Origin of the sequence: Ochrobactrum sp. CGA5, assembly GCF_006345815.1 — a bacterium.
Lineage (GTDB): Bacteria > Pseudomonadota > Alphaproteobacteria > Rhizobiales > Rhizobiaceae > Brucella.
On sequence record NZ_VCIG01000001.1, the window covers coordinates 240,648 to 265,550 of the forward strand.

Here is a 24,903-nt window from a genome sequence, read left to right on the forward strand (position 1 = left end):
TTCTTGCGCGATGAGTCCGTCGCTCTGACCAATAACTGCACAGGGAGATTTGCATGTCGGATGGTGTAAACCGTTTTCTTGGCGATACGCCCGCCCGTGTCCTGATCAAGCTGGTGCTGATTTCGCTGGTCGTTGGCGTGGTGATGAGCGCCTTTCACTGGACGCCCTATGATATTTTCTATGGGATACGCGACTTCTTCCTGCGCCTTTGGAACATGGGCTTTTCGGCAATTGCAGGCTTTGTCGATTATCTCATTCTCGGTGCGGCGGTTGTCATTCCTGCCTTTATTTTGCTCCGTATTCTCAGCTACCGGAAGTGAATTCAATTTGGTAATTGGATAGCTCAGACAGGCAATGCAGCAAGAACAGGGATTAACATTCAGTCGGCGCAGTTTTCTCCTCCTCGCCGGGGGAGCGCTGGTAGTGTCAGCAGTGCCGTTGAACATGGCGCTTGCTGCGGGAGACAATGATCCCACTCCGATTTTCAACGTTATTCGCAAAGCGTACGGTTTGCCGTTGATGGCCACGGATACGAGGCTCGAGCAAGCCGCGCTTTACCAGGCCAAACGTATGGCGAGTTATGGAAAGATTGGCCACAGTATCGGCTGGGGCAATGGTTTTGTCGCTCGACTGCGTCAGGCAGGTATTCGCGGACCGGCGGCCGAAAACGTGGCGTCGGGACAGCGCGATACTCAAGCCGTATTTGACGCATGGATGAAGTCGCCCGGTCATCGCAAGAACATGCTTGATCCGACTTTTGAGCATTATGGTCTTGCCTGGGCTACACCTGATAACAAACCCACATATATATATTGGGCCATGATGCTTGGGTTGTAACGGCCTCATGTCTCCTGACGGTTCGCTGTCAGGAGCTGCGACAAAGCGGTGGCCAAATTATCTGTCGTTCCGACTAATTCCAGAGTAGATGATCTGGATAAGAGGGCATGCATTCGGGACAAGCATAATGGATCAGTCGCTGCAACGTGTTGGTGGCGTAACAAGGCCGTTCGACGTGACACACCGGATGGTGATGCTGATCGCCATTCCAATGACACTTGCCGCAGTCACGACGCCGCTTCTCGGGCTTGTGGACATGGGCGTTGTCGGTCAGATGGGACAAGCCGAGCTGATCGGCGGTCTGGCGATTGGTGCACTCGTATTTGATTTCCTGCTATCGATGTTCAACTTCCTCCGCTCAGGCACGACGGGGCTCGTTGCGCAGGCCGTGGGGGCTGAAGACGCGGTGGAAGAACAGGCAATCTTCTGGCGCGCGATCATCATCGCAGTGGTTGCTGGCTGTCTGATGATTTTGTGTCTGCCGATCATCATCGCTGTTTCGTCCACATTCATGCATCCAACCTCCGCTACGCAGGAAGCGATGGCAACCTATGTGTCGATCCGCATGCTGTCGGCACCTGTTGCTCTCATCAACTATTCGATATTGGGACTCGTTCTCGGTCGCGGACACGGCATCATCGGCCTCGGTCTTCAAGTGCTACTCAATGGTATCAATATTGTGCTCTGCATCATCCTTGGGCTGGAATTGGGCTGGGGCGTTACCGGAGTTGCCTGGGCCACGGTGACCGGTGAGACCGTCGCTGCGTTCGTTGGCATGTTCATTGTGCTGCGGCATTTCCGCAAGGATGCATCGCTACGCCCAGACCGGGCGCGAATCTTTCAGAAAGAGGGGATTTTGCGCATGTTCGCGGTCAATCGCGACATCATGATCCGCTCATTTCTGCTTCTGACGGCCTTTGCGTTCTTTACCCGAGCCGGGTCCGACCTTGGTCCGGTTGCGCTTGCAGCCAACGCCGTATTGTTGAACTTCTTTCTCGTTGCCGGTTTCTTTCTGGACGGCATGGCAGCGGCTGCCGAACAGATTGTCGGCCGGTCGATTGGGGCACGTTACAGCCCGGCCTTTGTGCGTGGCGCCAAGCTCACTTTCGTTTGGGGGCTGGTCATGGCGAGCATTATCGCCTTTTTTCTGCTGTTGTTCGGGGATGCGATCATCGGACTTCTGTCCAAGGCTGAAGATGTCCATGCCGAGGCTCTGAAGTATCTGCCTTGGGCGGCGCTGACGGGGATTACGGGCCTGTTGGCCTTCCATATGGACGGGGTCTACATCGGCGCTACATGGTCGCGCGACATGCGCAACATGATGTTCCTGTCGCTCGCATTCTTTCTCGTGGTCCTTTACACGGCAAAGCCCGTAATGGGCAATCACGGGCTTTGGCTGGCTCTTAATCTGTTTCTGTCGATCCGTGGCGTTACGCTTCTGGCGATCTTGCCGCGCCGCTATCGTACGGAATTCACCGGGTGATCAAAGCATGTCTCCCAAAGCTGGTAACCGGTTTTGGGAGACATGAATGATGCCTTATGCAGACAGCTCGTGCCGGGCCCAATCTTTGGTGTCCCGGTCGCGCAGCGCGGCAATGTTGGCAACGCCCTCGCGCTTTACGGCGGCTGATAAGCCGCGCACGATTTCAGCAGGCAGGTTTGGACCGCGATAGATCAGGCCCGTATAAAGCTGGATGAGATCGGCACCTGCCTTGATCTTGGTTAGCGCTGTCTCGGCGCTATCCACACCGCCAACACCAATCAGCGGCATTTCAGGACCGACGCGTTCTCGCATGCGGGCGAGGACGACGGTGGACCGGTCGAAAAGCGGGGCACCGGAAAGACCGCCCGTTTCATCGCGGCTTTCTTCGCATTTCAAGCCAGCACGTGAAAGCGTCGTGTTGGATACAATGATGCCATCCAGCTTTTGTTCGGTTGCCTCGGCAGCGATATCGTCCAGTTCTTCGTCAGCCAGATCGGGTGCGATCTTCAGGAAAACCGGACGCTTTAGCGTACACATCTTGCCTTCTTCGTTGCGAGCTTCCAGTACACGGCTCAGCAATTCGCGCAAGGCTTCGCGAGCCTGAAGGTTGCGCAGGCCCGGCGTGTTGGGCGAAGAGATATTGACCGTGAAATAACGCGCAAGCTGATAGAAGCGGCGGATACCGGCCACATAGTCGGCAATGCGGTCTTCGGAATCCTTGTTGGCACCGATATTGACGCCTACGATACCGCTCTTGCCTGCACGTTGTGACAGACGTTTAAAAGCTGCGTCGTGGCCCTCATTGTTAAAGCCGAGACGATTGATAACGGCTCTATCCTCCACAAGGCGGAAAATGCGCGGGCGCGGATTGCCGCTTTGCGGGCGCGGTGTGATGGTGCCGATTTCGGTAAAGCCGAAGCCCAGCTTCAAAAGTGCGTCGGGCACCTCAGCATTCTTGTCATAACCAGCCGCCATACCGAGCGGATTTGGAAACTGCAGTCCTGCCACTTTGACAGAAAGAGCGGGATCGTTTGGCGCGCCGCAAGTAAGAAGGCCTGTCTTCAAGCCAGCGATGGAAAGGCCATGCGCCTGCTCGGCATCGAAGGCAAATAGGGCGCGCCGTCCGAGAGTTTCAAAAAAACCGGTCATTGATCTTCCAGCTCCGGAAAAATGTGACGTCCATCGTCGCCCAGCGGCAAGGCTTCAACCTTTAAAACCGCTGCAAGCGGCAGCTTACTATAAAGATGAGGAAACAAGGCTCCGCCACGCGAGACTTCAAACTTCAATGCTGCACCAAGCGCGGCAGCGTTCACACTGATCAGAAGTAAATTCTGCTGGCCCGCAAAATGCTTTGCTGCCGTTTCTCGCACCTGCGTTGCAGTGGAGAAATGGATATAGCCATCGGCAATATCAACCGGAGCCCCGGTAAAGCTACCAGTCTGTTCGGCTTGTGCCCAAAGGTCGCGTGGAGCGATCTTAAAGATGATCTCATTGGTCATGACTGCTCTCTAGACCGAAATTCTTCGGAAATCAAAGTCCCGTATGTTCGCTTTTCGTCTCAAACGTCCCATATGATAGGGACGTCTCAAAGGGAAGCTGAAGGGAATTGCATTATGTCAAACAGAAAGACATTGATGGTTCGTAATCTGGCTGCTGTTGCTCTTCTCGGTTCAGCGCTTGCCCCGGCTAATGCGCTTGCGCAGGAAAACGGGCGCTATCGGCTGGAAGGTACGGAAACAGGCTATGTCCGTCTGGACACGCGAACCGGGGCACTCTCCACCTGCACGGAGCAGCAAGGACAGCTCATCTGCAAGATGGCTACTGAAGATCGCGAAGCTTATGAGAACGACATTGCCGACTTGCAGGATCGCGTGAAGAAGCTTGAAGGCAAGGTTTCTGCTCTTGAAGGGAAGGGCGTCGCGTCCGGTCTCCCGACCGAGCAGGAATTCGAGCAGTCCATGAGCTATATGGAACGCTTCATGCGCCGATTTATGGATATTGCGAAGAGCTTCGATAGCGAGCCGGAAAGTCCGACTGACAAAATCACGCCGGGCGGCAGAACTTGATAATAAAGAAAAGGCGCCCCGCGGCGCCTTTTGACTATTGGGCGAAACGCTTTGTCGCCTCGATCAATTCGTGGGTGATGCCAGGCTCTGTAACGGCGTGCCCTGCATCCTCTACGATCTTGAGATCGGCTTCAGGCCACATTTTCTTAAGTTGCCAAGCATTGATAAACGGCGTGCAGACATCATAGCGGCCATGCACGATCAAGCCCGGAATATGCCGGATGCGATCGACATTTCGCAGAAGCTGGTCATCGGAATCGAGAAAGCCGCGGTTCTGGAAATAGTGGCATTCGATGCGTGCGAAGGCGATGGCGTACTGATCCTCGCCAAAGGAGTCTACACGCGCCGGATCAGGCAGAAGCGATATGACCGAACCTTCCCAACGCGCCCAGCGTCGCGCCGCTTCAAGTTGCACCTGCGGATCAGGGTCAGTCAGGCGCTTGTAATAAGCAGCGATCATGTCGCCGCGCTCGGCTTCAGGTATATGCTCCTGATAAGCCTCAAACTGGTCTGGAAATAGAATGCTTGCGCCATTGGAATACATCCAGTCGACTTCAAAACGACGGATCATGAAGATGCCGCGCAGAACAAGCTCCGCCACACGATCCGGATGGGATTGCGCATAGGCGAGGCCGAGGGTCGATCCCCAGGAGCCGCCAAAAACCTGCCATCTCTCGACGCCGAGATGCGCACGAATATGCTCCATATCTGCCACAAGATCCCAAGTCGTGTTTTCGCGCAGTTCCGCATGCGGGGTCGAGCGACCGCAGCCACGCTGGTCAAACAGGATGATGCGATAGCGCTCTGGATCGTGCAGGCGGCGCATGGTTGGGGTGATACCGCCGCCGGGACCGCCATGGATCATGATGACCGGCTTGCCGTCGGGATTGCCGCATTGCTCGATGTGGATTCGATGCAATGGAGAAACCTGAAGCATCTCTTCCTTGAATGGTTGGATCTCTGGATAAAGCGTATTGCGCGTCATGAATTGCCTTTTCGGTTTCCTTCCAATTGGTTGGTCGGGCCGCTCTCATGTTATCTTCAGCGTGCAACCTAACATACAATGCGGCCAGATGGCGGCAATGCGTATTGTGAAAACGGACACGCAACGTGAATTTTGGTTGCCCGAGGCAAAAAACGGCATAAAACGGAATAGTTGGCTGTTGGCCAGCATCGCGAGGGGAGGAGATTCGAACAATGGCGCGCGAGGCTCATGCACTTCATCATCGCTGACGATCACCCGCTTTTCCGGGGAGCACTCAGGCAGGTTCTTTCAGGACAGTCGCAGAGTGTGGAAATCATTGAAGCCGGCGATTTTGACGCAGTCAAGAAACTGGTCGGTGGGCGGGAAGACATTGATCTTCTCTTGTTGGATTTGACGATGCCAGGCGGAACGGGACTTTCAGGTCTGGTGACGTTGAAAGCGCTTCAGCCCGCGCTTCCGGTCATCATCGTTTCGGCGACCGACGATGCTGCAACGATCCGTCATGCAATTGAACTTGGCGCGTCGGGTTTTATCTCTAAATCCGCTAGCATGGAAACGATTGGCGAGGCAGTGCGCGCAGTTTTGTCTGGTGACATCTGGACGCCGCCCGACATTGAGCTGGATCATTCACACGACCCAGAAATTGAAGCTGTCATTGCGCGACTGCGTACATTGACGCCACAGCAGACACGTGTGCTGACCATGCTTGCCGAGGGCCTTTTGAACAAGCAGATTGCCTATGAGCTTGGTGTGTCGGAAGCCACCGTCAAGGCGCATGTTTCGGCGGTACTGCAGAAACTCGGAGTAGATAGTCGTACGCAGGCAGTCATTCTTCTGTCACGCATCGGCAATGATGCGCTAAGCATGGACTGAACGTCGCCCTGCTACTGAGCTGCATTCTTCGCCGATGCCTTGTCCTGCCGGGTGTGGTGGAAATGCGATAACAGAGAACGCAATGCAGCGGGTCGAAGCGGCTTGTGCAGAACCGTGACATTTTCATCCTCAGCGCGCTGCCGGACTTCTTTTGACCGATCGGCTGTCAGCAGAATGGCTGGTATCTCAACTTGAAACGTCTCGCGGGCAAAGCCAATCATATCTAGACCGTTTTCATTCAGCAGATGATAATCCGCGACAATCACGTCGGGTGGGGCGGAGTGATCAGCGCAATAGTTCTTCAAAGCTGTTCCGCTGCGCAGCGTCGTTACACGGCATCCCCACCCGCCAAGCAGCGTTTCCATTCCAGACAGGATGCTGACATCATTGTCGATACAGAGAATATCGAGCTCTGTCAGTTCCAGTAAGCGCTGTGGGCCACGGCGGCTCTTCACTTCGTCGGCGGGTACTTTTTCCTGCGAAACAGGGATGCGCAGCGTAAACACTGTTCCTTTGTCGAGCGTCGAAGACAGGGATAGCGGCAGCGACAGCAGCCTTGCGATGCGGTCGACGATGGAAAGGCCAAGGCCAAGCCCTTCTGCTTCCCGCATGCCCTCATCCAGTCGAGTGAACTCTCGGAAGACAACTTTGAGTTTCTGGGATGCTATGCCGATGCCGGTATCGAGCACTTGCAACTCAACAAAGGAGCCACGACGTCGGACACCGAGCAAAATACCGCCCTTGCGGCTATACTTGATCGAATTGGAAACAAGGTTCTGGATCAGGCGCCGCAGCATGTTGCGGTCCGTTTTGACAACGATGCTGGATGGCACAACGCGCAACTTCAGCCCTTTGGCGGCTGCGAGAGGTGTAAAGTCAGTGGCAATCTGGCTCATCAGCTTGTCGAGGCGAAACACCGACACATCGGGCTTGAGCGCTCCCGTATCCAGTCGGGAAATATCCAGCACCATGCCCAGAATAGCTTCCACCGCTTCCAGCGAGGAATCGATGTTGCGAGCGAATTCACTGGTTTCGGAGCGTCCGAGTTTCTCTGCGAGTGCGGTACTATACAAACGCGCTGCGTTAAGTGGTTGCAGAATGTCGTGACCGGCAGCCGCCAGAAATCGTGTCTTGCCCTGATTGGCTTCTTCCGCTGCCATCTGAGCCTTGGCAAGCTGCTGATTGACGCGAGTAAGTTCCGCCGTACGATCTGCCACGCGCTGCTCCAGCATTTCCGCAGCTTTCTGTCGCGTGGCATCGGCTTCGACTGCCGCCGTGATATCGGTATATGTCGCGACGATCCCGCCGTCTGGCATTGGATTGGATTGAATTTCCAGCACCTTGCCGGTCGATTTCATGTTGATGCGCCATGGCTGGCGGACGGTCGCGAGCGAGCGGATTACACCGTTCTGAGCATTGAAGGAGATGTCATCGCGGCGGTGCAGTTGTTCCACGATTTCTGAAACCGGTATCCCGACCTGCATCACTTCGTCGGGAAGATCGAAAAGCTGGCGGAACTGCCGGTTCCAGAAAGTCAGTCTCAAATCCTTGTCGAAAACGGTAATACCCTGTTCCATCTGATCGAGGGCCGTTTGGAGCAGATTGCGATTTTGCTGTAAGGCAGTCGAAGCATCGTCCAGTAGTTGTCGCGCGTCACGTCCGGAAGCATCATTTTTTTGCAAAAGCAGCGATAGAACCAGCCGCGCGGAGGCGGAGCCGACGGCAGTGCCAAGAAGCTGTTCCGCATGGCGGATCAAAGGCGTGTCAACGGTCATGCCCGGGTCGAGCCGCCGTTGTTCTCTTCCCTCGAAACGAAGAAAAGCTCGTTCAACGCGCTCAGCGCCGAGATAGCGCGCCATGGTAGCCTTCAGCTCGGCGACAGTGACGGTGGTGCGGAAGCGCTTTAGAGTCGGTGTACCGATGAAATAACGTGGTAGGAAGATACTGGCCTGAATGCGTTCGAGTGGTGTGGAGGCGCGCGAAAGGGAACCAAGCACGTAAAAAAGCGTGTTGGCCGCCAGGCTCCACATTACACCATTGGTCAAGGGGAGCGCATTGGTTCCGAACAACGCTTCGGGACGCAGGGCCGTAAAGCCAAGAAAGCCGTCGCGCAAAATGGCGGCATTTTCGGGCGCCAACGTTGGCAGCAACAGTGTGTAGGCCCAGACAAGAAACCCCGCCGAAAGGCCTAGCATGGCGCCGCGGCCATTCGCATTGCGCCAGAACAGCCCACCGATGAAGGCGGGAACGAACTGGGCAATTGCGGCAAAGGACACGAAACCGATCGAAGCAAGATGGATATTGTTTGAGGTGAAGCGATAATAGGCGAATGCTAGCGCCAGTATGCCGATAATGGTGATGCGGCGTGTGTTCAAAATGATTCTGGTGAGGTCACGCTGCTCAGCGGCGTGTTGCTTCGCCAGACGCCGGATGAAGAGCGGCAGCACCAGATGGTTGGAAATCATGATTGAAAGTGCAACGCAAGCGACGATCACCATCGCGGTTGCTGCCGACAATCCGCCAAGAAAAGCCACCAATGCGAGCCAATGGGCACCTGCTGCAAGCGGCAGAGCCAGAACGTATAGATCTCCGCTGACATCGCTCCCGAGCGCCATCACGCCGATCAATGCGATGGGAAACACGAAGATATTGATGAGCACCAGATAGAGCGGGAAGAGCCAGGAGGCAGTTCGCAGTTCCTTTTCACTTCGGCTTTCCACCACTGTCACATGGAACTGTCGCGGCAGCATGATGACGGCGGCGGCACTAAGCGCGCTTTGCACGATCCATGTGCCGATCGATGTCTGGTAGTGGAATGCTTCCAATGCTTCGGACGATTGGGAGATCTGATTGATGAGCTGTGACGGTGCGCCGAACAGGAAGAAGGTGCAGGCAAAGCCGACAGTCAGAAAGGCACATAGCTTGATGACGGATTCAAGAGCTACAGCCAGAATAAGGCCGTTCTGGTGCTCCGTAGCATCGGTATGGCGAGTCCCGAATAGGATCGCAAAGACAGCCAGTACAGCCGCAACGGGGAGGGAAATATCGCCAAACATGAATAGAGACGGATCGACGGCTGATCCGTAGTGTTCCATGATGAGCCCGACACTGCCGGAAACGGCTTTGAGCTGTAGCGCGATATAAGGGATCGAACCCACGGCTGCGATGCAGGTTGCAAGAGAGGCAACCCCGAAGCTCTTGCCGTAACGTGCCGCGAGAAAATCGGCAATGGAGGTGATGTGCTCGGATTTGGCCAGTCGCACGATATGTCGTAGTAATCGGTTGCCGAGCGTAAAGACCAGAATGGGGCCAATATAGATTCCAAGGAATTCAAGGCCGCGCTGAGCAGATAGACCGACTGAGCCAAAGAACGTCCAGGATGTGCAGTAAACAGCCAGGCTGAGCGCGTAGATATAAGGGCGCGGAGCACTGCTCCAACGCGAGGTGCGCCTGTCACCGATACTGGCCACCGCGAAGAGCAGCAGCAGATATAAAAAGGCGGCGCCAATAATACCCCAGCCCTGCATGATCGGCTTGTTCCCTCACTCCTTGAATGTGATTTGACGCAAGCACTTTCGGTGTGTTCGCGCAAGATTATTGATGAAAAACAGTGCATTTTAGCTGCTTCATCTTTTCTTTGGTAATTTTCGCTTACACAGTAGAAGTGTGATCTTGAAAAAAGTGTATGTCACATTTCAGGAAAGCATTCGAAATCGCAAAACGCTTTTCAGTTTCGTTTTCGAAAAGTTGCTTTGCCATCCATTGCCAGTTTATCTGGTACTCAGGTTGATTTGGCGAACGCCACCGGAGCAGGACGGCCCAACGGTCTGCGTTCGTGAGGGAGACAGGCTTATGCTAAAAGAATTCAAGGAATTCGCCCTAAAGGGTAATATGGTTGATCTGGCCATAGGTGTGATCATTGGCGGGGCGTTCGGCGGCCTCGTCAATTCCATCGTCAACGACATCATCATGCCGATCATCGGCCTGATTACTGGCGGTATCGACTTTTCAAATATGTTCATTCAGCTGGCAGGTGAACCCAAGCCCACGCTGGCAGCTGCCCGTGAGGCTGGTGCAACCATTGCCTACGGCAACTTTGTTACACTTCTCATCAACTTCCTGATCATCGCGTGGGTATTGTTCCTTGTGGTGAAAGGAATGAACCGCATGAAGAAGAAGGAAGAGGCGAAGCCAGAACCAGAAGCTCCGCGCGAAGAGGTCCTGTTGACCGAAATCCGCGACCTTCTGGCAAAGCAGAAAGCCTGACCGATTCAGAACTCATGAATGGAAGCGGGGCCTTGTGGCCCCGTTTTCTCTTGATCCATAAATAAGCTTGATCGAACTATAAGAAAAAGCCGCGTGATTTCGCCAACCGGCCTTGATAAGCACGAAGTAAAAATCGAAATTCAATGCGGGGAAATCATGACACTCATAGCCAACCTTCGTCGGGAAGCTGCACATGCGCCGGAAAGCGGGATTGTGGCAGTCGCCAATCACGGGCGTGGGCGCGAAGGACTGATTCCGCTTTGGGTCGGAGAGGGTGATCTTCCTACACCAGATTTCATCCGTGCTGCGGCTCAAAAAGGCATCTCCGACGGCGAGACCTTCTATACTTGGCAGGCTGGCATTCCAGAGTTGCGGGAGGCATTGGCCCGCTATCACGCGCGTTATTTTCCGCTACCTCTGAAGCCAGAGAACTTCTATGTCACCGGTTCCGGTATGCACGCCATCGAAATGGCCCTGACTGCAATCGTTGGAGCGGGTGAGGAAGCGATTTATCTTTCGCCGGCCTGGCCCAATTTTGTTGGTGCGGCCGGCCTCGCGGGGGCCGTACCGGTTCCGGTCGAGTTGGAATTCGGTGCTAATGGTTGGGTGCTCGATCCTGAGAAGATTGCCGCCGCCATCACGCCGCATACGAAAGCACTTTTTATCAATACGCCATCCAATCCGACCGGGTGGACGGCGGATCGGGAAACATTGCAGTTCATTCTCGATCTTGCGCGCAAGCATGGTCTTTGGATCATCGCCGACGAGATTTACACCCATTTTTATTATGGCGGTGGCCGCGCTCCGTCCTTCATGGATGTTATGGAGGTGGATGATCGTATCATCTTCGTGAATTCTTTCTCAAAGAACTGGGCGATGACGGGATGGCGTGTGGGCTGGATGACGGTACATCCGTCACTGGGACCGGTCATTGAAAATCTGATCCAATACTCGAATTCGGGCGTCGCCCAATTCATGCAGCGTGGCGCCGTTTCGGCTCTTGATGAGGGCGATGCCTTTATTTCGATGCAGGTTGAACGGGCGCGTGCCACACGTGATAGCCTGTGCGCCGCGCTGCTATCGACTGGCAAAGTTCGCCTGACGCCGCCGCAAGGGGCATTTTATCTTTTCTTCGGTGTGGATGGTGTCGGAGATTCAGTTCAGGCAGCCATTGATTTGGTGGACAATGCGAATGTCGGGTTGGCACCTGGCAGTGCATTTGGCCTTGGCGGCGAAGGATTTTTCCGACTATGTTTCTGCCGCGATCCAGAACAGGTGGACGAAGCGGCAAGGCGGCTCGTGCGCTGGATTGAAAAGGTCTGACAAAAAGGCCGCTTTAAGCGGCCTTTTTTTATTTAGAACTCTAGAAATTGTCAGCCGCCAGCTTTGGAAACCATCAGCGGAATGATCCGCTCGGAACTCGCTGGCTGCGACACTGTCGGTTCGGCGTAACGAATGCCGAGCGCATTCCAAACCTCGAGCAAAGCGTCTTTCAGGCCGTCGATCAGGGTGTCGTCATGCAGGGGCGACGGCGTGATGCGCAGTCTTTCTGTTCCACGCGGCACGGTTGGATAGTTGATCGGCTGGATGTAGATGCCGTGTACTTCCAACAGCCGGTCGCTGGCTTTCTTACAAAGTTCAGGATCGCCAACCAAAATCGGCACGATATGGGTTTCCGATGGCATGACAGGCAAGCCAGCCGCAGACAGCACATCCTTAGCGCGTCGGGCCTGGCGCTGCTGGCCATCGCGTTCCACCTGCGAAGTCTTGAGGTGCCGGATGGCGGCCGTTGCGGATGCCGCGACTGCTGGAGGCAGGGAGGTTGTAAAAATAAAACCCGGTGCATAGGATCGTACCGCATCGACAATCGCTTGCGAACCGGTGATGTAGCCGCCGAGAGCGCCGAAAGCCTTGGCTAGCGTACCCTCAATAATATCGATACGGTGCGCCAGGCCATCGCGTTCAGTGATGCCGCCACCACGCGCGCCATACATCCCGACAGCATGAACCTCATCTATGTAGGTCATGGCATTATATTTATCAGCCAGATCGGCGATTTTCTCGATCGGTGCGATATCGCCATCCATCGAATATACGGATTCGAAAACGATCAACTTTGCGCGTGCCGGATCGGCGGCCTTCAAAAGCTGCTCCAGATGCTCAACGTCATTGTGACGGAAAATCTTCTTCTCCGCACCTGAACGACGCACGCCTTCGATCATTGAAGCGTGGTTCAGTTCGTCGGAAAGTATGAGGCAATTTGGCAGCAAGCGAGCAATCGTGGAAATCGAAGCTTCATTTGAAACGAAGCCCGATGTGAAAACGAGACCGGCTTCCTTCCCGTGCAAATCAGCAAGTTCGTTTTCCAGTTCGACCAGCGGATGGTTGTTGCCGGAAATATTGCGCGTGCCGCCGGAACCTGAGCCCGCATTGCCAGCCGTATCGCACATAGCTTTGATTACCTCGGCGTGGTGCCCCATGCCAAGATAGTCGTTGGAACACCAGACGGTGATCTCACGGGCAGTGCCATTATTGCGCCAGATAGCTCGGGGGAAACGTCCGACAATGCGTTCAAGATCTGCAAAAACGCGGTAACGCTTCTCGGCGTGCAACTGGTCGATCGCTTCTTCGAAAAAACGGCGATAGTCCATTATGCGCTCCTTAGTCTTTGCCCTAACTAGCGCTTTTGGCACTTGCCGTCCATGGCGCATCGACGGGCAATTTGCCACGTTTAAGTGAAGCAGCATTGATTGAAATCAAGCAAATAGGTTTGGCACCTCGAATATTGGCGATCAGTTCCTCACGAACCATATCGGAATATCGCGCATTGTGATCAGGATTGACACGGAGTGGCTTGAATGAGATGCAACAAAATATCAGTTAATTATAATATTAATAAAAGCCCTGCACCTACATGAAACCAACACAAACGGCGATGAACTACCCAGCCTCGACAACAGGGGATTGGACAGCCTATTGGCGTGCTTCACCGATGCGCCATCTACGGATGCGATGGCGGCACGTGCGGCTCTCGGTTCCGGGGCGGAAACACAAGGCAAATCTAATCGCCGCCGCCGGCAGTTTCGAGGCTCTGCGCCCGGATGACCTCCCGCTCGTCTGTGTGGTTCGCAATGCCGCGCCCTATATGAAATCGTTCCTGCGTTATTATCGCGAAATGGGTGTTACGCGCTTCATAATGGTGGACGACCGGTCTGACGATGGAACGACTGAAATCCTATCTGGTGCGACCGACGTTGATCTGTTTTCTTCGAATATACGCTATGCGCAAGCTGATCGCGGACGTGCCTGGCGCGACGCTCTGTTCAATCTCTATGGGCGGAGACGTTGGTATTTCTCGGTGGATGCGGACGAGTTCTTCGTGTTCCCCAGAATGGAGCAGCGCGATATCCACTCGTTTATCGAGGAACTCGAGAAGAACGGAATCCGCCGGTGTCTGGCTCCGATGATAGACATGTATCCCCATGGTCTGTTGCGTGACGGGGTTTTTGTTGATGATGGGACGAAATATCCGTTTGAGGTTTCGTCGCATTTCGACGGAGATGGCTATACGGCAACATGGGAAAAGTTCGGGGTAGCGGTGCGCGGTGGGCCGCGTTTGCGTTTGTTCGGGCGCAGCATGCGACTTTCAAAATTCCCACTCATGTGGGTCGACAAGAAGACGGACTATCGACGGGGCAGTATTCATGGCCCCGGACCATGTTTCCGTAATTTCCTTCCGGCAACCGGGGCTCTTCTGCATTACCGCTTCTCGTCACTTTCAGTTGGCGAGTTCAAACGCATCGCGTCGGAGAAGAGTCATGCAGGCGGCGCCGAACACTATCGCGCTATCGTTGAAGACGAGCGTTTCTCAGACGATCTTTCACTCGTTTATGAAGGTTCAGTACGGTACACGCGCCCAGACGACCTGGTTGAACGTGGCTTTATGGCGGATCTGCGCGATATAACGCGTCCGGTGGGGCCGAAGAGCCGTGTTAGCGCGTAAGCGTCTTCCTCAGGAATTGTAGCAATATGTCATTGCGCCTGATCGAGAGGCGCGGAATGCCAAACGGATCGTCGGTTGATCGTGCGCGACGCTTCTCCGTCGTCGTCGCATTTGTATAGCCCGCCGCTTCGACTATTTTGCGCGTTGCTGCGTTTTCTCCGCCATAAGGATAGGCGAAGGACGTGACTTCACTCCCGAGCAGGTCTTCGATCTTTATGCGCGATTGTTGGATTTGCAATATCGCGTCCCTTTCGGTTGCTTCCGGCAGGAAGATGTGGTCGAGGGTATGGGAGCCAACCTCGTGGCCAAGCTCCGCCCATTCGCGCAATTCGGCGACGCCCATGCAGTTGGCGCGCGCAACGCCGATCTTCTGGTCCCACAGATTGAAGCCGCCGATCTGGTTGGCGACGAAATAGTTCGTTGCGGTGAAACCGAACTCCTGCAGGACTGGCAGGGCGTTGCGGAAGACGTTCTCAAAACCGTCGTCAAAGGTGATGACAACGACTTTGCCTTGCTTTCCGCCGTAAATGTAAGGCATTGCGTCCCGCACTGAGAGACCGCGATAGCCCAGCCGCTTAAGCCAGGACATCTGCTGACGAAAGCGATCAGGGTGAACGACCATGCTACGATAGGGCACGCGGTGCGTTGGAGGTACGTCGATCTGGTGATACAAAAGGATCGGAACGGACACGGGGACCTCAAACAGTTACGCGCGAGCGCGATTTGATCTTCCAGCGATACAGCGGGCGCAGAATTTCCCGCTTCAGCTTGTCGGGGAAGGAACGCGATTTCTGGATCGTGCTGCCACCAAGTCGAACCGAGATTTCCTTCACCCCACCCGGCAGGACAGACAGTGGTTTGAGACCGGTGACCCAGTTCATCTGTGCTGTGGTATCGACCGGGCGGTCAAAAACTTCTGTTGCCGTCAGCAGTCGCTGCGCGGCTTCACGCCCGACAAGCTGCGCCACCATTCCGAGGCCAACGGGTACGGGTTCGACGATTCGCAAAGTTTCCGTCGTTAGCACCACACAACCGCTTTCCCGCTCGCGAAATGGAAAACGGATGAAACTGTCAGCTTTGAGAATCTGGAACGCAGCGGAATAGGCCGCGGCAAATTCAGGCGTCAGTTCTACATCGTCCTCCAAGACCAGGCCAGCATCCAGTCCTTGGTCGACAATCGCCTGCCAGGCTTTTCGATGTGACAGAAAACAAGCAATTTCATTGGTGCTGAGTTTGAATGGATAGCGGGGTTTGTGCACCGAACGTCGATAGACGCGACCGATCGTCTGCGCATCGAGTGTGCCCCCGTCGACGGCGTCGACTACCTCCGTTTTTACCGGCAGCTTCTGAATAAGTTCTTCGACTTGCGGCTGTCGGTCGGTGGCACGCTCCAGATGGATGATAAAAGCCTTGACGGTCTTTTGCGGACCGTCATCGGGGTATGTGTCAGGACGCGTTTCGTTCATGGTCCCTATTTACCTTGTAGCGTGAAGAAAGCTCAAGGTATTTTGCAATTCAGACGGGCTTCCATCCCGGCTCGACGTTATCGGCTTCTGCCCGCCATAAATCGGCATAGTCGACGTTCTGCCAGTCCTTGAACCACGGGCCGCCGCGCGTGTAATGAACCACTTTCGGCAGTCCGGTTTCCGGCTTCTCGTTCCAGCCTTCCAACCAGTTGTAATCTGTCGGCAATGCGCCGATTTCGTCATCGGCAGCCCATTGCATTCGGTGCAGATAAGCTCCGGTTTCTTTGTTGACCAGTTCCGGTGTCAACTGGCGTGTCGACGGATGTGCGCAGTTGAACAACATGCAGGAAGACCAATTCTTACGCGGATAGCTGGTCTGCACCTTGCCGTCCATCTTCACACTGTCTTTGGGTTGGTAATCGTGCTGAACACAATAAACGGCCTTTGAAGGATCATTATAGGATTGAAGGCCCGCAACGTCACCGAGGAAAAGGAAGTCGCAATCGCAGAAAAGAGCCCAGCCCTTATACCCCGCAAGCCATGGCGTGAAAAACCGCGAATAAGTAAACTCCGTCGATGCCAGCGGATCGACTTCTCGTGTGTAGACCCCTTGATCGACGAGGTCCTGCAACTTGATCGGCACGATCTCCAGCGGGATGGAGGAATGTTTCAGTGCGGATGCTTTGGCGACTTCATATGCGATGGGTTCGCGAGAATCCCATCCGATGAAAATGCGTAACGGTTCACTCATTCATATTCTCCTTCAGAGAGATCGTGTCGTGCTCGTCCCCCTCGTTTCACTCCAGTCGGATTATGCATCTATGATGCGGGGTTACTGGATGAGGCTGATGCGTCCGGACTTAACCTTCTCCTCAACCCATCTGCGTTCATCTCCCCAGGTGTGGCGTTTCCAGCCTTCCCAGGTGAAGCCGCAGATTTTCACGTCCCAGCTTTCCTCAGGGCACTTTCCAAGCATGTACCAGATGCCAAAAAAGCCAGTACTTGGAAAGACTTTGCTTATATTATCGTCGGTTACACCCAGCTCTTTGCAACCGGCCAGATAGAATTGGGGCGGCATGATCCGGATTTCCTTGCCGGCAGAACCGACAACCTCGATGGTTTGCATCGTCCAGTCGCCACGTCTTCCCTTGAGGCGAGAGAGAAAATTCGGACCGGGATGATATCTGCGGATGATGCTTGGATGATAGGCAAGCATCACTTCCTTCGCCGCTTTAAATGTCGGTGTTTGTACGAACCCCGGATCCCGCAGCCGCCGCTGCATGGGCTTGCTGGAGGTTGCCAGCATAAGGAGATCAGTCCGGGTGCCGCTCATACCGATCGATTGTTTGGGTTCATTGAAACGAACGACAAAATCTGCTGCATCCACTTCGGCTGAAAGATCGCGCGGCAAAGGTGCGTTGCCGACGATGATCAATGTCTTTTTCATACCCCCCAACTCTGGCTGGAGCGCATCCCAGAAAGTGTAAAACGGCTTTCGGACAAGATGCGCGTTAAAACAAACAGTTAGAGCGCCGATCTGGTTCAGTCAGATCAAAACGCTCTTTAATGAACGGATCCCGGTATCGACGCGGAAGGTATATCTAATTTAGGGGTAATTACACAATAGTGGGAGCTATTTCATCTGCAGAACGGAAATCCGGGTGAAATTCTTGGATTTCGCTGCGATCAAGGCAGCCATGCAGGATATGCACTTCTCAAGAGTCAGAGAAAGATGGATGCTCATCATTGGGAGGAAGATAAAAAAAGGGGATACCACCATGAATCTTCGCACCCATTTCCATCGTTGGATGCAGTATCGTGAAAATATTCGCGAACTGAGCGGCTGCACAGATCGCGAGCTTTCCGATCTAGGTCTTTCACGGACTGATATTCATCGCGTTGCACGCGAAGCCGCTTTTGCCTGATGCAACAGATCAGGGCCGGTTCCAATTTCGGCAAACGGCCCTGCTTCAATCTGCAAATTCTTCGAAAACCTATACGTCGCCCGGTTTTTTGAAGCGGATGTGGATGTTGTCGCTTGCGAGATCGAAGCCTGCATAGTTGCGTTGAAAGGCAATGAGCGCGTCGTTGACGCCCTTTGAATAATCATCTTCCTGCACGTCGATATGGTGCCGGTAAAGGATTCTGTCGCCTTTATAGAATATTACCTGACCTTCCATCATAGCCTCCTTCGGGTGACGCGCAGAGCAGAAATCTATCGGCGATTTCAGGCATCGCGCTTTGAAAAGGGTGGATAGAGCGCGCTCTACTTACGGGCTTATGGCTGGACATGTGCAAAATGCACCCGTCCAGTCGGTATATAGTCTATTTGAAATAGGCGATAAGGCGGGCGTTTCAAGATGATGTGGTGCGGGTTCCGGCTTTGCTCAGTTCGAGCCAAGCGCGAGCGGCATGAGACAGGAAGGCGCCCTTTCGCCAGATCAGCGCCAGATGCCAGTTCACATCGGCACCATTGATTCCGTGGATACGTACGCCCGGGTGATGCCGCTGTTCCGCGATCATTTTCGGTAGAAAGCCGATGCCCATGCCCGCGGCTACGAGTTCGACGATGAAGTCAATCTGACTGGAGCGGACGGCAACGTTTGGAGAAAACCCGTGCGAACGACATGCGTCGAGGATGATATGATTGAGAGCAAAGCCGCTTTCGAAAAGAATGAACGGCAGGCTGGCAATCTCCTGCAGCGAAACGCCGTCACCATGCGCAAGCACATGATCAGTCGGCAGAAGCGCCACAACCGGCTCACACCGCACATCCTGCCATTCGAAGCTGTCTTCTACCGGCAGAAGCGAGGCAGCAAGTTCCACGTCTCCGGCAAGCAACAATTCTTCGAGTCTTCTGCTGCCGTGCTCAACCAGTTGAATATCGATCTCGGGATAAAGCTTCGTATAGGCTGCGAAGACGGGAGCAAAAAGCACACTGGACCCAATAGGCGGCAAACCGAGTTTCAGGAGACCACGCTTGAGACCGCGCAGTTCACCCAGTTCAGCGAGCATGTCGTCCTTTTCCGCCAGCATGGCAATTGCACGTCTGAAGACGATCTCACCTGCTGTCGTGAGACGGGAGGGCGAAATCTCGCGATCCAACAGAACCAGTCCCAACTCGTCCTCAAGTTGCCTCACCGCTTTGCTGACGGTGGACTGGGTCGCGTTAATGGTTTTTGCGGCGGCGGAAAAGCCACCTTGCCGGACTACTTCAACAAAGGCTTGGAAACTGCGCAAGTTCATAAGCCATTCCATTACGGAATAGCTGCAATGAAATCAATTCATTTCTAGAATGGAGGTGTAAGGCCTATACTCACCGATGAAAATGCACCAGTCACAATTGGAAAAGCACATGAACACCCATAGCCTCTTGATCCGGTTTCGCTACGCTCTGCATCAAAGTCGCCTGATGCAGATTGCGACGCTGGTCGGTTTCTGGCTGGCTGGCGAGCTTCTTGTTCGCCTTGTAGGTTTGCCTCTCCCGGGTGGTATCGTCGGCATGGCGCTGGTGCTGGCGCTGCTTCTGAGCGGTCGCGTCAGTCTGTTCAGCATGAAGCGTGGCGCAGAATGGTTTCTGGCTGAAATGCTGCTCTTCTTCGTTCCCGCCGTGCTAGCGATTCTTGAGCATCATGAACTGATCGGTATGCTCGGCCTGAAAATCATGGCTGTGATTTTGTTGGGCACGTTGACGGTCATGAGTGTTACGGCATTGACGGTTGATCTTTGCTACCGCTGGAGTTTGCGTTATGTCGCTAAGTAATCCGTATGTAGCGACGCTTTTCTGGTCTGCCGCAACGATTCTGCTTTATCTTGCTGCGAAGCGCGTCTATCGGCGATTTCCCATGTGGTGGCTGACGCCGCTTGCGGTCGCCCCATTGCTGCTGATGATGCTGGTTCTCGGTCTCAATGAAAACTATCGCGACTATTTCAGCGCTACCCATTGGTTGGTTGCACTGCTTGGGCCTGCAACCGTGGCCTTTGCAATCCCGATTTACCAGCAGCGCGCAACGATCCGCCGTCATTGGCCGGTGCTTTTGGCAGGTGTGGTCGTGGGAAGCTCGTCTGCCATGGCTTCTGCGTGGGGGCTGGCACATCTGCTGGGTCTCAACGAAGCAATCAGCCTCAGCCTGATGCCGCGTTCGATGAGCACGCCGTTTGCACTGGCCGTCTCGGGTGACATTGGTGGCACGCCTGACCTGACTGCAATTTTCGTGGTGTTGACTGGCGTGTTCGGTGCGGCTCTTGGTGAAATCATGCTCAACTGGCTGCCGATCCGTTCTACCCTGGCGCGCGGAGCCCTTTTCGGCATGGGCGCACACGGAGCCGGCGTGGCCAAGGCTCACCAGATCGGCACTGAGGAAGGTTCGATTGCCGGGCTGGTCATGGTGCTTGTCGGTCTGGTGAATGTGCTTGCCGCACCTGTGATTGCCCACTTTATCTAAAAGCTGAACTTTACAGAGTACTCTTAAAAAACGCCCGGTTTCCGGGCGTTTTCTGTATCAGCGAATCTGCTTTTTTCTTGAGCATCAACGTCTTTGCATAACTGATATGCATTAATGGCCGTTGCTGCGGAGGATGGCGCAGGGTAAATACATCTTCATCGAGTTCACTCCTCCTCCCAGAACTCGATAGGGAATACGGCACTCCTCCTCCCAAGCCGTATTCAAGATCAGGCCGCGCATCCTCCTCCCGCGCGGCCTTTTTCTTTTTGTACTCTCCCCAAGTCCTGTTTCGTTTGCGTCTACGTGCGTTGACAATGCGTAACTCCGTGGCCCCATAGGCAAGCTCCGTCATCTGCTCTATTTCTGAAACAAGTTCGGAATCGCGGAGACAGCATCCATGACAAGCGGCATCCACCACATCACCCTCATCACCCGAAAAGTGCAGGCGAATGTTGATTTCTATGCCGGCTTTCTGGGATTGCGTATCGTCAAGCAGACAGGCGGGTTTGAAGATGCCGAGCAACTGCATCTGTTTTATGGCGATCGTTCGGGCACGCCCGGATCGCTGATTACGTTTCTGGTGTGGGAAGATGGTGCCAAGGGGCGTGTCGGACATGGCCAGGTTAGTGAAATTGCATTAGCCATTGATCGTACCGCTATCGGATTCTGGCTTGAGCGCGCTTTGCGCTATCACGTGCCGTCCGAAGGGCCGGTTCAGGAGTTCGGCGAACCCGTTCTGCGCCTGCGCGATCCCGACGGTGTGATCCTCAAGCTTGTCGGCTGCGATCTTGCCCCCAACGATGCGTGGGAAAGTGAGGGTATTCCGGCCGCTTTCGCTGTCAAGCGTTTGCGTGCCGCAACCATTTTGTCGGAAACGCCGGAACAGACCGTTGGCTTTATCGAACGCTATTTCGGTTTCAGGCAGTCGACGAAGGAAGGTACGATTGATCGCCTTCTGTCGGGTTCGGGTGACGCCATCGATGTGCGCGATGCTGGCGGCTTCTGGCCGGGTATTCCCGGCACGGGTATTGCCGATCATGTCGCTTTTCGTGCAGCCGATATTGATGCCGTTGAAAAGGAGGAGAAAGAGCTCTCAAAGCTCAACTCGAGTGCCGTCAATGTGCACGACCGCAAATATTTCACGTCGCTCTATGTTCGCGAGCCGGGTGGAACGTTGTTCGAATTTGCAACCGATACGCCGGGCTTCACAATAGATGAGCCGGTTGAAAAACTGGGAGAGTTCCTGTTCGTGCCGCCAGGCAATGAAGAAAAGGCGGATGCCATCAGGGCACGGATGCCGCAATTTGCTCTGCCGGGCGAAGAACGTGTCATCTATCGTGATCTGCCTTTCGTGCATCGGATATACCAGCCGGAAGACCCGGATGGCAGTACACTGGTTCTTTTGCACGGCACGGGCGGGAACGAAAACGACCTGATGCCTTTCGCCCGCAAGGCTGCGCCACGCGCAACCCTTCTCGGCGTGCGTGGACGCAGCACGGAAGAGGGCATCCAGCGCTGGTTCCGTCGCTTCGACCTGAAAAGGTTCGATCAGGCCGATATTCGATTCGAAGCACAGGCGTTCGAGGCTTTCGTTGAAGGTGCCGCCGCCGCTTATGGTATCGATCTAAATCGGACGGCCTTTATCGGGAACTCCAACGGCGCAAATTTGCTGGCTGCTTTCATGCGCCTGCATCCCCATGTGGTCCGTATAGCTGTTCTGCTGCGCGGCCAGGAGGTTTTGGAAGAACGGCCAGCCAATGCGGACCTCTCCGACGCTTCGGTGCTTCTGTTAAATGGCGCCACCGATCCTTTTGGAGATGCGGGAGGATCACTGGAAAAGGCACTCAGGAATGATGGCGCTTCCCTCACCATCAGAACGATAAAGGCTGGACATGCGCTGATAGATGAAGACATCCGCATTGCTGGTGACTGGCTTCGGGACAAAATATAAACAATAAATGAAAAGGGCTGCGGAGAATTCCGCCGCCCTTAATTGTATTAATCAAGCGGTTTCAGGTTGCGCTCGATGGCTTCGCGCTTTCCTTCCAGAAAAGGCGGAAGCGACAGGCTCTCGCCAAGGCTTTCAAGTGGTTCATCGACTGCGAAGCCGGGGCCGTCGGTTGCGATCTCGAACAGGATGCCGTTCGGCTCGCGGAAATAGAGCGATCGGAAATAGTAGCGCTCGACTTCGCCGCTTGATGGCATGCGCACGGAACGTAAACGGTCGACCCATTCCTGCATGCTTTCCTGATCGGGCGTACGGAAAGCCACATGATGCACAGCGCCAGCCCCTTGCCATGCGGTTGGCAGATTCGGTTGCGCCGCGACATGCAGTTCGGCGCCAGTGCCCCCCGGTCCCATGGAGAAGACATGAACATGGCCTTCGCCGTCAGGCGAAGCGTAGTCGCCTGTCTGCTGCATGTTCATGACCTTTTCCAGGATTATCTGGGTAGGCGCCAGTTCGGGAACACTGAGCGTAATCGGCCCAAGGCCTCTGATCTGTCTTTCCGCAGGCACAGGACTCCGATCCCAGCTATGCGCTTCTCCCGCGCCGCCGTCATCGGTCAGACGCAGGCGCTGCCCTTCCGGGTCCTCGAAGTCGATAACGGCTCGTCCTGCCACTTCGAAAATATCGCCTGTCTCAACGCCCGCATCATTCAGACGCTTTCGCCACCACTCGAGACTATCAACACCGTTCACACGTAAACCGGTGCGGGCGACGCTGTTGGTGCCGCGCTGTTCAGGTTGTACAGGCCAGTCGAAAAATGTGATGTCCGTGCCGGGCGAAGCCAGCCCGTCAGCATAGAACAGATGGTAGGCGCTGGTGTCGTCCTGATTGACAGTCTTCTTGACGAGCCGAAGCCCGAGCGTGTCGGTATAGAAGCGCCGGTTGCCGGGTGCGTCAGCGGTAATGGCTGTCAAATGGTGCAGCCCTGTCAGTTCCAAAGCCATATTGTACCTCCTTCAGAAACGGAGTTGCTGTTGGTGGATATATCGATCTGAGCCGATGGTGAGGAAAGTAGCTGTCGTTGAACAGTGTGTAACCCATAAGCCGCAATCGTGTCGCGTTCCGACAATGGTGGATAATTGGGTCTTGGCAGAGCGTTTTACGTAAAGAATATTATGCTCTCCAAAATTCGCGTGTATGACAGCGGCTGGTATAGCATTGGGGAGTGTGGTTTTGCGGCGGGTTATTTTTCGGACTGCTCCTGCGTTGCTTGTCCTGTTGTCTCTGCTTTCTGGTTGCGCCAGCCGGCCTGAAGGCGTGCTCGTTCCCGTCGGCGATGTGGTTTCTCCCGGTACAACCAAAGTCAATCTCGTCGTCGCGACCACACGCCGCCCATCCGATAATCCGGGCATTCTTTTCTCCGGCGAGCGCGACAAACTCGTTTCGCTCAATGAGATTGTTGTATCAATTCCGCCGGAAAAGAACCGCAAGGCGGGAGAGGTGCAGTGGCCGAAGAAGCTCCCGCCCAATCCGCAGACAGATTTCACCACCGTCAGCGTAACGCCACTTAAGACAGATGTGGAAATGGCCGGCTGGGTCCGTCCGCATTTGACCAAAAGCCGCCGCGTGATGGTGTTCGTACACGGCTTCAACAACACGTTTGAGGATTCCGTCTACCGCTTTGCTCAGATCGTGCATGATTCCGGCGCCGATGTCGCACCGGTGATCTTTACCTGGCCGTCGCGCGCCAGCGTGTTCGATTATAATTACGACAAGGAAAGCACTAACTATTCCCGCGATGCACTGGAACAGATTTTGCGCGCCATAGCGCGTGAGCGGGAGGTAAAGGATATTACCGTCATGGCCCACTCGATGGGAAGCTGGCTGACGGTAGAGGCTCTGCGCCAGATGGCGATCCGCGACGGCCGCGTGAATGCGAAAATAACGGATGTCATTCTGGCGTCACCTGATCTCGATGTCGATGTGTTCTCGAAACAGTTTTTGGCGATGGGTAAGCAGCATCCGCGTTTCACCCTATTTACGTCCCGCGACGACAGGGCGCTGGCCTTATCGCGACGCATTTCCGGTAATATCGACCGTTTGGGCCAGATCGATCCATCCATTGAACCTTATCGTTCAGAGATGGAAAAAGCAGGCATCACCGTGATCGACCTGACGCAGCTGAAGGCGGGAGACCGTCTCAACCATGGCAAGTTTGCCGCAAGCCCGGAAGTCGTGCAGTTGATTGGTCAGCGCCTTATTACGGGTCAGACCATCACGGATTCGCAGGTCGGACTCGGCGATCGTCTGGGAGCGGTGGCGATGGGTACGGCACAGGGGGTTGGTACGGCGGCCTCGCTGGTTGTCACGGCACCGATTGCCGTGTTCGATCCGAACACACGCAAAACCTACGACGAGCAGATTGACCGCTTCGGTCGCGCTGTGGGCAATACGGTTGGCGTGATGACGACTCCGAATAATTGAACGGGACGACGTCGCCGTCCGGCCTGTTGTCATACGTGAGCTGACAC

The 24,903-nt window shown here is 54.8% G+C and carries 26 protein-coding genes; 13 read left to right on the plus strand and 13 right to left on the minus strand.

The annotated features are described in order from the left end of the window. The first annotated feature begins 53 nt into the window (after nt 1-53). From FJQ48_RS01085 to FJQ48_RS01095, 3 genes are all read left to right on the plus strand, one after another. Nucleotides 54-320 carry a DUF6460 domain-containing protein gene (locus tag FJQ48_RS01085; RefSeq protein ID WP_139973372.1) on the plus strand — a complete coding sequence of 89 codons (267 nt, stop codon included), beginning with the start codon at nt 54-56 and terminating at the stop codon, nt 318-320. Nucleotides 321-354: 34 nt separating this feature from the next. After that, nucleotides 355-837 carry a CAP domain-containing protein gene (locus FJQ48_RS01090; RefSeq protein ID WP_139973373.1) on the plus strand — a complete coding sequence of 161 codons (483 nt, stop codon included), beginning with the start codon at nt 355-357 and terminating at the stop codon, nt 835-837. A gap of 127 nt (nt 838-964) precedes the next feature. Continuing rightward, nucleotides 965-2,320 (plus strand): MATE family efflux transporter, encoded by a 1,356-nt coding sequence (locus FJQ48_RS01095; RefSeq protein WP_139973374.1) that lies wholly within the window; start codon nt 965-967, stop codon nt 2,318-2,320. A 54-nt stretch (nt 2,321-2,374) separates the two neighbouring features. Here the strand turns inward: FJQ48_RS01095 and FJQ48_RS01100 are convergent, their stop codons facing one another. Beyond that, nucleotides 2,375-3,469 (minus strand): quinone-dependent dihydroorotate dehydrogenase, encoded by a 1,095-nt coding sequence (locus tag FJQ48_RS01100; RefSeq protein WP_139973375.1) that lies wholly within the window; start codon nt 3,467-3,469, stop codon nt 2,375-2,377. Beyond that, complete coding sequence (locus tag FJQ48_RS01105) at nt 3,466-3,819, minus strand: DUF952 domain-containing protein (protein ID WP_139973376.1); 354 nt, start codon at nt 3,817-3,819, stop codon at nt 3,466-3,468. The genes FJQ48_RS01100 and FJQ48_RS01105 overlap by 4 nt, the downstream gene beginning before the upstream one ends. Before the next feature lie 114 nt (nt 3,820-3,933). On the opposite strand from FJQ48_RS01105, the gene FJQ48_RS01110 reads away from it, so the two are divergent. Next, the gene (locus FJQ48_RS01110; protein ID WP_180350084.1) at nt 3,934-4,386 is read left to right on the plus strand and encodes a hypothetical protein; all 453 of its coding nucleotides are present in this window, start codon (nt 3,934-3,936) and stop codon (nt 4,384-4,386) included. Nucleotides 4,387-4,420: 34 nt separating this feature from the next. Here the strand turns inward: FJQ48_RS01110 and pip are convergent, their stop codons facing one another. Further along, nucleotides 4,421-5,371: a prolyl aminopeptidase gene (gene pip / locus FJQ48_RS01115; protein ID WP_139973377.1), complete on the minus strand. Its 951-nt coding sequence runs from the start codon at nt 5,369-5,371 to the stop codon at nt 4,421-4,423. A 228-nt stretch (nt 5,372-5,599) separates the two neighbouring features. On the opposite strand from pip, the gene FJQ48_RS01120 reads away from it, so the two are divergent. Next, nucleotides 5,600-6,244, plus strand: a complete 645-nt coding sequence (locus FJQ48_RS01120) for a response regulator transcription factor (RefSeq protein ID WP_139973378.1) — start codon at nt 5,600-5,602, stop codon at nt 6,242-6,244. 11 nt (nt 6,245-6,255) lie between these two features. On the opposite strand, the gene FJQ48_RS01125 is transcribed toward FJQ48_RS01120, so the two are convergent. After that, nucleotides 6,256-9,771: a PAS domain-containing hybrid sensor histidine kinase/response regulator gene (locus FJQ48_RS01125; protein ID WP_139973379.1), complete on the minus strand. Its 3,516-nt coding sequence runs from the start codon at nt 9,769-9,771 to the stop codon at nt 6,256-6,258. A gap of 325 nt (nt 9,772-10,096) precedes the next feature. Here FJQ48_RS01125 and mscL point away from each other — a divergent pair, with 325 nt between their 5' ends. Both mscL and FJQ48_RS01135 read left to right on the plus strand, forming a co-directional pair. After that, nucleotides 10,097-10,510 (plus strand): large conductance mechanosensitive channel protein MscL, encoded by a 414-nt coding sequence (mscL, locus tag FJQ48_RS01130; protein ID WP_139973380.1) that lies wholly within the window; start codon nt 10,097-10,099, stop codon nt 10,508-10,510. Nucleotides 10,511-10,666: 156 nt separating this feature from the next. Beyond that, nucleotides 10,667-11,833 (plus strand): pyridoxal phosphate-dependent aminotransferase, encoded by a 1,167-nt coding sequence (locus FJQ48_RS01135; protein ID WP_139973381.1) that lies wholly within the window; start codon nt 10,667-10,669, stop codon nt 11,831-11,833. A gap of 50 nt (nt 11,834-11,883) precedes the next feature. On the opposite strand, the gene hemA is transcribed toward FJQ48_RS01135, so the two are convergent. Further along, nucleotides 11,884-13,161: a 5-aminolevulinate synthase gene (hemA, locus tag FJQ48_RS01140; protein WP_139973382.1), complete on the minus strand. Its 1,278-nt coding sequence runs from the start codon at nt 13,159-13,161 to the stop codon at nt 11,884-11,886. Between the two features lie 263 nt (nt 13,162-13,424). Here hemA and FJQ48_RS01145 point away from each other — a divergent pair, with 263 nt between their 5' ends. Beyond that, nucleotides 13,425-14,513, plus strand: coding sequence for a glycosyltransferase family 2 protein (locus FJQ48_RS01145; protein WP_139973383.1), 1,089 nt, complete (start codon nt 13,425-13,427; stop codon nt 14,511-14,513). On the opposite strand, the gene FJQ48_RS01150 is transcribed toward FJQ48_RS01145, so the two are convergent. The 4 genes from FJQ48_RS01150 to FJQ48_RS01165 all read right to left on the minus strand — a co-directional run bounded on the left by FJQ48_RS01150 (nt 14,503) and on the right by FJQ48_RS01165 (nt 17,426). Further along, a complete protein-coding gene (locus tag FJQ48_RS01150) occupies nt 14,503-15,204 on the minus strand; it encodes a polysaccharide deacetylase family protein (RefSeq protein ID WP_139973384.1) in 702 nt (233 codons plus the stop codon). The genes FJQ48_RS01145 and FJQ48_RS01150 overlap by 11 nt on opposite strands. Nucleotides 15,205-15,211: 7 nt before the next feature. Next, nucleotides 15,212-15,979: a glycosyltransferase family 25 protein gene (locus FJQ48_RS01155; protein WP_139973385.1), complete on the minus strand. Its 768-nt coding sequence runs from the start codon at nt 15,977-15,979 to the stop codon at nt 15,212-15,214. Nucleotides 15,980-16,028: 49 nt separating this feature from the next. Continuing rightward, nucleotides 16,029-16,730 (minus strand): glycosyltransferase, encoded by a 702-nt coding sequence (locus FJQ48_RS01160; RefSeq protein ID WP_139973386.1) that lies wholly within the window; start codon nt 16,728-16,730, stop codon nt 16,029-16,031. 81 nt (nt 16,731-16,811) lie between these two features. After that, nucleotides 16,812-17,426 (minus strand): glycosyltransferase family 29 protein, encoded by a 615-nt coding sequence (locus FJQ48_RS01165; RefSeq protein ID WP_139973387.1) that lies wholly within the window; start codon nt 17,424-17,426, stop codon nt 16,812-16,814. Between the two features lie 331 nt (nt 17,427-17,757). On the opposite strand from FJQ48_RS01165, the gene FJQ48_RS22245 reads away from it, so the two are divergent. Continuing rightward, entirely contained in the window at nt 17,758-17,904 is a 147-nt protein-coding gene (locus FJQ48_RS22245) for a DUF1127 domain-containing protein (protein ID WP_010658239.1), read from the plus strand. A gap of 69 nt (nt 17,905-17,973) precedes the next feature. Here the strand turns inward: FJQ48_RS22245 and FJQ48_RS01175 are convergent, their stop codons facing one another. Both FJQ48_RS01175 and FJQ48_RS01180 read right to left on the minus strand, forming a co-directional pair. After that, nucleotides 17,974-18,159: a hypothetical protein gene (locus tag FJQ48_RS01175; protein WP_139973587.1), complete on the minus strand. Its 186-nt coding sequence runs from the start codon at nt 18,157-18,159 to the stop codon at nt 17,974-17,976. A 175-nt stretch (nt 18,160-18,334) separates the two neighbouring features. Further along, nucleotides 18,335-19,225 (minus strand): LysR family transcriptional regulator, encoded by an 891-nt coding sequence (locus tag FJQ48_RS01180; protein WP_139973388.1) that lies wholly within the window; start codon nt 19,223-19,225, stop codon nt 18,335-18,337. Nucleotides 19,226-19,334: 109 nt separating this feature from the next. Here FJQ48_RS01180 and FJQ48_RS01185 point away from each other — a divergent pair, with 109 nt between their 5' ends. After that, nucleotides 19,335-19,742 (plus strand): CidA/LrgA family protein, encoded by a 408-nt coding sequence (locus tag FJQ48_RS01185; RefSeq protein ID WP_139973389.1) that lies wholly within the window; start codon nt 19,335-19,337, stop codon nt 19,740-19,742. Continuing rightward, nucleotides 19,729-20,424, plus strand: a complete 696-nt coding sequence (locus FJQ48_RS01190) for an LrgB family protein (protein ID WP_139973390.1) — start codon at nt 19,729-19,731, stop codon at nt 20,422-20,424. Before FJQ48_RS01185 ends, FJQ48_RS01190 begins: the two co-directional genes overlap by 14 nt. A gap of 10 nt (nt 20,425-20,434) precedes the next feature. On the opposite strand, the gene FJQ48_RS22250 is transcribed toward FJQ48_RS01190, so the two are convergent. Beyond that, the gene (locus FJQ48_RS22250; protein WP_180350085.1) at nt 20,435-20,776 is read right to left on the minus strand and encodes a hypothetical protein; all 342 of its coding nucleotides are present in this window, start codon (nt 20,774-20,776) and stop codon (nt 20,435-20,437) included. A 45-nt stretch (nt 20,777-20,821) separates the two neighbouring features. Between FJQ48_RS22250 and FJQ48_RS01195 the strand changes: the two genes are divergently transcribed. Further along, nucleotides 20,822-22,375, plus strand: a complete 1,554-nt coding sequence (locus FJQ48_RS01195; RefSeq protein WP_139973391.1) for a VOC family protein — start codon at nt 20,822-20,824, stop codon at nt 22,373-22,375. 47 nt (nt 22,376-22,422) lie between these two features. Here FJQ48_RS01195 and FJQ48_RS01200 read toward each other — a convergent pair whose 3' ends face one another. Then, nucleotides 22,423-23,376, minus strand: coding sequence for a ring-cleaving dioxygenase (locus tag FJQ48_RS01200; RefSeq protein WP_139973392.1), 954 nt, complete (start codon nt 23,374-23,376; stop codon nt 22,423-22,425). Between the two features lie 223 nt (nt 23,377-23,599). Between FJQ48_RS01200 and FJQ48_RS01205 the strand changes: the two genes are divergently transcribed. Next, the gene (locus FJQ48_RS01205; protein ID WP_180350092.1) at nt 23,600-24,856 is read left to right on the plus strand and encodes an alpha/beta hydrolase; all 1,257 of its coding nucleotides are present in this window, start codon (nt 23,600-23,602) and stop codon (nt 24,854-24,856) included. Nucleotides 24,857-24,903: the final 47 nt, after the last annotated feature.